Origin of the sequence: Rhodococcus sp. EPR-134, from assembly GCF_001647205.1 — a bacterium.
In the GTDB taxonomy this organism is placed as follows: domain Bacteria; phylum Actinomycetota; class Actinomycetes; order Mycobacteriales; family Mycobacteriaceae; genus Rhodococcus_F; species Rhodococcus_F qingshengii.
Genome location: NZ_LVCT01000787.1, coordinates 22,657 through 29,293, shown reverse-complemented (window position 1 = coordinate 29,293; position 6,637 = coordinate 22,657). Strand labels below are relative to the sequence as shown.

Genomic DNA, 6,637 nt, shown 5'->3' with positions numbered 1-6,637 from the left:
GTGGTCAGCTTGTGGCTGAGCTGAGCAACGGAGAGGGCACCTTCCGCGTCCTGTGCACCGGTCATCGCCACTACTTCGTTGTAGAGCAACTTGTAGGTGATGTTCACGCCTGCGGCGATGCATGCCTGGACAGCCAACTGACCGGAGTGGAAGAAGGTGCCGTCGCCGATGTTCTGGAACAGGTGAGGCACGTCGGTGAACGGTGCCTGCCCGATCCACTGGCTGCCCTCGCCGCCCATTTGCGTCAGGCCGGTGACAGCGCTGTCCTCACGGCCGGACATGGTGACGAGTGTGTGGCAACCGATTCCGCCGCCGCCGATGGAACCCTCGGGGATAGCGGTGGAACGGTTGTGGGGGCACCCGCTGCAGAAGTACGCGGTTCGCTTGGCGGAAAGCACGTTGAGCGACAGCGGGGCCGGGAGGGTGCGCTTGAGCTCGACGTGCGGCTTCAGTACGCGGCGCAACGGGGCGAGCAGCCGGCCTGCGGTCAGTTCACCACTGGCAGGCATGAGCAGACGGCCCTGGCCGTCACGCTTGCCGATGATGCGAGGGGCATCGTCGGTGCCGTACAGGACTTCCCGGATCTGAGCTTCGATGAACGCGGTCTTGTCCTCGACCACGACGATCTGCTCGAGGCCTTCGGCGAACTCCTTGATCTTCTCGCCCACGACGGGGTAGCACATTCCGATGCGAAGGAGACGGATCCCGGCGCGGTGCAGTGCGGCATCATCGACGCCGAGGTCTGCCAAAGCTTGACGGACGGAGTCGAAAGTTGTACCGGTGGCGGCGATACCGATCTTCGCACCGGAGGGGTTGACCTCGATCACATCGAGCTTGTTGGCAGTTCCGTACGCGTGCACAAGATCCCATCGCGGGCCGTACAGATCGGCCTCGGCGATGACACTGTCCGGCGGCGCGGCCATCTGACGCTGCTTGTAGACGAAGGGCTTGCCCTCGAACTGCACTTCCGGAACCACGATGTCGAAGTCCGCGATGCTGCCGTCGATCGTCCAGGCACCGTCTGCGACGTCGGCGACGATCTTCAGCGCTACGACGCAACCGGAGACACGCGAGAGAGCAACGGCGTGCATACCCATCGTGATGATCTCTTCGGCATTGCGTGGGAAGAGAACCGGCACGCCCATCGCGGCAAGCGAGCGCTCGCTGACGGCCGGAACCGTGGAGGACTTCGACGCGGGGTCGTCGCCCACCAGGAGGACGACGCCGCCCTTGGGGTTCACGCCGTACATGTTGGCGTGGCGAATGGTGTCGGTAGCGCGGTCGACGCCGGGGCCCTTGCCGTACCAGACGCCGGTCACGCCGTCGTGGGTCGCGGTTCCGGCAGGGAGATCCGTCTGGCTTCCCCATACCGCCGTGGCGGCGAGCTCCTCGTTGAAGCCAGGGATGAAGGTGATGTCGTGCTCGGCGAGAACCTTGGGCATGCCGTGAAGCATCTTGTCGACGCCACCGAGGGGGCTGCCCTGGTAACCGGAGACGAAGGTGGCAATACGCTTACCTGCCCGAATGTCGCGAACGTGCTGCTCGACGAAGCCGCGTGCAATTGCCTGAACACCGGTCAGCAACACCGGTCCCGATCCCGACCGGTACCGATCATCGAGGTCATAGGGCTTGGCCTGGGCTACGCCCGACACCAGTTCAGTCATCGTGGACCACCGTTCCGTCTGCAGTGCATTTCAACTACCGTGCATTTTCAACAACCGCGTAACTCGATCTGTTCAGATGATCGTGGTCGAGGTATGTGAAAGCGTCAACAGAGGCTTGTTCAACTATTCAAATTGACAATTTGTGAGCCAAATCACGTGACCTAGGTCATCGAATCAATCAGTTGGAGACCCGTTCGTGGCGCTACGGCGAAACGGACATAAAACGTTCCCGACAATGCACACCGAGAACTTTCTTGACATTGACGCAACGTCAACTTGCATGCTGAATGAGCACAACCGATCCGAGAGTAGGAACTCCACGTGAGCGAATGGTCCATCCAAGAACTCGCCAAATCCGCAGGTACCACCAGCAGAACGCTGCGTCACTACGGCGATTTGGGACTCCTGGAACCGAGTCGCATCGGCGCCAACGGCTACCGCTTCTACGACGAAGACGCCCTGGTGCGACTGCAACGCATCCTTCTACTTCGGGAACTCGGACTCGGATTGCCGGCCATCGCCGAAGTCCTCACCGGCGAACGCGATACGGCCGCCGCACTGCGTACGCACCTCGAACTCCTCGAGCAAGAGCGCACGCGGATCTCGAGACAGATCGAATCGGTCAACAGGACCTTGAACAAGACGAAGAATGGTGAATCACTCATGCCGGAAGATGTTTTCGACGGGTTCGACCACACCCGATACAAGGACGAGGTCATCGAGCGCTGGGGCAAGGACGCCTACACCAGCGGCGACAACTGGTGGCGGTCGATGTCGGAGCAGGACCGTAAAGCTCATCTGCAAGCTCAAGCCGACATCGCAGCGGCATTCGGAAAAGCACTGACAGCGGGGCTGTCCGCGGAAAGCGACGACGTCCAGACGATTACCCGAAGACAGTTCGAGTGGATAAAGATCGGTTGGCAGGGAAGGACTCCCAGCGCCGACGCCTTCACCGGACTCGGCCAGATGTACGTCGACGATCCCCGCTTCACTGCAAACTACGACAAGTACGGAGAAGGCACCGCTTCGCTGGTCCGTGACGCGATGAAGGTCTACGCCGAGCGCAATCTGCACTGACGCCGATCAGTCCTGCCCACTGCCGAGGAGGTTGTGTCGGTGCGCTGCCGCGACAGCCTCTTCCCGGGAATGTGCACCGAGTTTGCGATACAAGGCTCGGAGGTGACTCTTCAGCGTGTTGTTGGATACGAACAACCGCCGCGCGATCTCACCGATCGGAATGCCGAGACCCAGTTCCACGAGAACGTCCATCTCCCGTTTCGTCAATTGGACCCGAACGATGGCCGCCGGATATATCTGCGCCGCTTCGGATTCGAGAAAGGTCGCGACGGCACTGCTCGAGCCCTCGGCCCGATCTTCGAGTTGCCTGATCAGATCACGCGGTATCGTCGCCAGGGCCGACAGGACACCGGAGGTTTCGAGCAGTCCGCGAGCTTCCTCCCATGTACTCGCGGCAGCGGGGATCCTGCCCAGTTCACACAGAGCAGCGCATTCGATCAGCAGAGATTCGAGCCGAAACCTCGTGAGATACTGCCCGCTCCAGTCGATTTCGCGGCACAATTCCAATGCCTGGGACGGCGACCCGGTCAGGAGATGCGTCCGCGCCACGGAGACCGTGACAACTGCAAACGTATGTGGCGCAGCGACTGATTCTTCCAGCGCCTTGGTACCCTCCCCGGACGCCAACAGAAGATCGATACGTGCCGCGGTGAGAAGCGCGTCACCGAGCGATCGTTCACACGGATTCACGTGCCCGTGCGTTGCCACTGCGCGCTGGAGGGAAATCAGCCCCGAGAACGGGTCCGATTGCAGCAGTGCAAATCTGGTGTAAGTGTAGGCCGCGAACGCCCACAGGTCGCCCGGCGGTGTAACCTCGGCGAGTGCGTCCATCGCGGCAGCTCCGGCGTGCAGGTCCACGCTGTCGCACGCCACCAGTGCCCGCGCGATCGCTCCCCCCATGTGCGAGGGCGGTCCCAACCATCCCGAAACGTCCGGGTGTGTGCTTTCCAGGTGCAGCCAGTCCGTCGCGTGCGCGACGTCCCCGATCAGCGCGGAGTTGAGCGCGGCATTGCCTGCGGCGTGACGCAGGACGAACTCCGGACCATGTTGCACCGCACCTTGATAGGCGAGTCGCAATTCCACCGCGGCATCACCGAGGTCACCGGTCAATTGATGCGAGACCCCCCAGATCAGCCGCAGGGCGGGCAGTTGAGACCCCAACGCGCCCAACGACTCGTCGCCGAGGCCGTACACGACGTGCGCCAATTTGCGCGTGATCTCGGTAGAGCGTTGGTACTTACCGGATGTTCTCAGCACCACCGATTGGACAGTTCCGACGTTCAACAAGCTGTGCGCATGCGGACTACCACCTATCGCACGCAATTCCGCCGGTTCCGTCGGTAATGAATCGCCGTTGATCAACTGCGGCCGCAGACGTGATTCGAGCAGGTCACGACCCACCAGAATCGAAGGGTTCGAACTGAGTACGTCACCGGGTATGGATTGCAACGCAGTCCGGACCAATCCGGTGTGATCGACCAGAAGATCAGCCCAGTGGCGCTCGAGTATGTCGAGCACCCTGGTCCACTTGCGTCCGTCCAAGGCGTAGTGAACGGCACCGGCTATATCCGAAGTCCCGAGAGCGTGATCGACGAGAACCTGGAAGGGATCTTCGAATCCATCCCCTTGTTCGGCCCGTATCTGTATGAATGCCAGTCGAACTGACGGCGCGAAGTACCAGGACGGTTCTCCCTCGAAACCATTCCGGAAGATCAGACCGAAAGACTCGAGCAAGTCCAGTTTGCCCTCCACGTCAAGATCGTCGGACAAGACACGAGCGATCTCTGGTGTCACCGTGCGGGCAGCGGCGATCGTAGTCGCGAAGTCGAACAACTCGAGCGACTTGCCCGACCGAGGAGCGGTCCGACTGACGTACGCGTGGATCGCCTGGTCCACTCGCTGCTGAACGCGTTCGCGTCCACGGCTCGGTTCACTCAGCCCCGCAACCGCACTCAGAGCAACCTTCATCAGCACGGGAACGCCGGCGACGCGTTCACAGATCGAATGGACGATGCCCGAGGGAAGGTGAATCCCTGCCTCCGCGAACAGAACGGTGGACTCGTCGAGCGTGTATCTGAGGTCGTTCGCGCACAGGTACTCGTCCACACGGACGTCTTCGAGCAAGTCCGTCGCAGACCGATCCTGCAGCGTGACGATTACTTTCAATCCGGGAAGCCGCACGATCAGATCCACGATTCGGCGTCCCACCTCGTCACCCTCAACCAGGTCGATGCGGTTGAACACCAACACGAATGGTGCGGGCGACGAGTCGAGGAGTGATTCGATCGCGCCCACTGGATCCTCGCGCATTCGTGGCGGGGCCTCGAGTGATTCCAGCGAATCCTGAATTACTGCGAGCGCGGTGTTCCAGTACTCGAGGGGGGTCATCCGATGCGATGGCGCCGGCACCCAGACTACCGGTCTGCTCGGCACCTGCCCGAGAGTCGTGAGCCACAACGCGGCGAGTTCCGTCTTGCCGAACCCAAGCGGCGAATCGATGACAGTCAATCCCGCCGAGCGTTCCATCAATCCGAGGAGGCGGGGACGAATCGCCGTGGCTCCACGCCCGGCAAGCCGCCTTTGCAGCGTGCCCCTTCCTCGAGGATTTCGCTTTGCTCGAGATAGCTGCGATCGATTCGAAGTGGACGTCATGATGGCCGACAAACGAGCAGTCGATCCCCGCCGAACTCGAGATTTCGTTCGAGCATCGAACTCCCAACCTGTCCACCCATAACGAACAACATAGACAGCTTCGCCGCGACACGCGAGCACTGGCCGTCTCACAAATACGCCCGATTTGTCTCATTATGTGGGCTCGGTCACTATTGACGTCTATTTGCGGGAGAGTGACTGCGACCTGCGGGATCTGACATATCATGCCCGCGTGTCGATGAATTCCGCCCGCATCCGCGTGTCGACCCGATCGGTCGATCCTGCGGACGCCGACGACTTCTGGCGCAGTGTCACACGTCCGTTCTTCGTCACCGACCGAATTGACCCTGACACATCTCTCGAAGGCTCGATCACAGCGCTTTCCATCGGAACCTCGTTGATCGGTCAAACTACCTTCAACGCACAGAAGTACACCCGAAACAATCGGCTGATCGCCGAGAGCGGACTCGACGATGAATACATGGTCCAGGTCGTCCTCGACGGGCAGTTGAGCGGCAACGCCGACGGAGTCGATTTCGTCGCACGTCCAGGCGATGTCACATTCTTCGACCTCGGGCGTACCTGGACCGCCGACGCGGAGGCGGAATCGACAGGGCGCACCATCACGCTCCTCGCACCGCGTTCCCTCGTCGAGGCCGAGTCGAAGGGTCGTTCTCTACACGGGACGGTACTGCGCGGAGTTCCTGCCGTCGTGCTCGCTCAGTGCATGCAATCGGTCGTACTCGCGCTACCGCATCTCGATCCCGATGCTGCGGCCGGCTACGAGGACGTCGTCGCTTCCCTCCTTCGTGTCAGTTTGGGTATCGCCGAACCTGATCTGTCGCCGCGGCCCGATCACTCTCTCCGCGATCGTGCGTACGCCCACATCGCCGAGCATCTCTCGGAGACCTGGCTCGGCCCGACGAGCATGTGCGCAGCATTGTCCGTCTCCCGGGCACAGCTCTATCGCGCATTCGCATCCGACGGCGGAATAGCTCTTGTCATTCGGCGGAAGCGTCTCGAACTCGTCTACCGCGAATTGACCAGAACCGAGATGCCGAACGAAACGATCGAAGCGTTGGCCCTGCGATGCGGCTTCACCTCGAAATCCCAGTTGGCGCGAGCGTTCAAGGACTTCTACGGGATGACCCCGAGCCAAGCCCGAACCGACGGCAGACGCACGATCGGGGACCCGTCGATCGCACGCCTGCGCCGCCGACTCGAGTTCTTCAGCCCCTGAATCC

General features: G+C 61.4%; 3 protein-coding genes and 1 pseudogene. 2 read left to right on the top strand and 2 right to left on the bottom strand.

Translation table 11 applies throughout. The features are described from left to right. Positions 1 to 1,664: pseudogene (locus tag A2J01_RS33780) on the bottom strand (thiamine pyrophosphate-dependent enzyme); the annotation flags it as partial. Between the two features lie 321 nt (positions 1,665 to 1,985). Here A2J01_RS33780 and A2J01_RS33775 point away from each other — a divergent pair. Beyond that, positions 1,986 to 2,741 carry a MerR family transcriptional regulator gene (locus A2J01_RS33775; protein WP_030535291.1) on the top strand — a complete coding sequence of 252 codons (756 nt, stop codon included), beginning with the start codon at positions 1,986 to 1,988 and terminating at the stop codon, positions 2,739 to 2,741. A gap of 6 nt (positions 2,742 to 2,747) precedes the next feature. Here A2J01_RS33775 and A2J01_RS33770 read toward each other — a convergent pair whose 3' ends face one another. Then, positions 2,748 to 5,267, bottom strand: coding sequence for a helix-turn-helix transcriptional regulator (locus A2J01_RS33770; protein ID WP_030535290.1), 2,520 nt, complete (start codon positions 5,265 to 5,267; stop codon positions 2,748 to 2,750). 364 nt (positions 5,268 to 5,631) lie between these two features. On the opposite strand from A2J01_RS33770, the gene A2J01_RS33765 reads away from it, so the two are divergent. Further along, positions 5,632 to 6,633, top strand: a complete 1,002-nt coding sequence (locus A2J01_RS33765) for a helix-turn-helix domain-containing protein (RefSeq protein ID WP_230691730.1) — start codon at positions 5,632 to 5,634, stop codon at positions 6,631 to 6,633. Positions 6,634 to 6,637 lie beyond the last annotated feature (4 nt).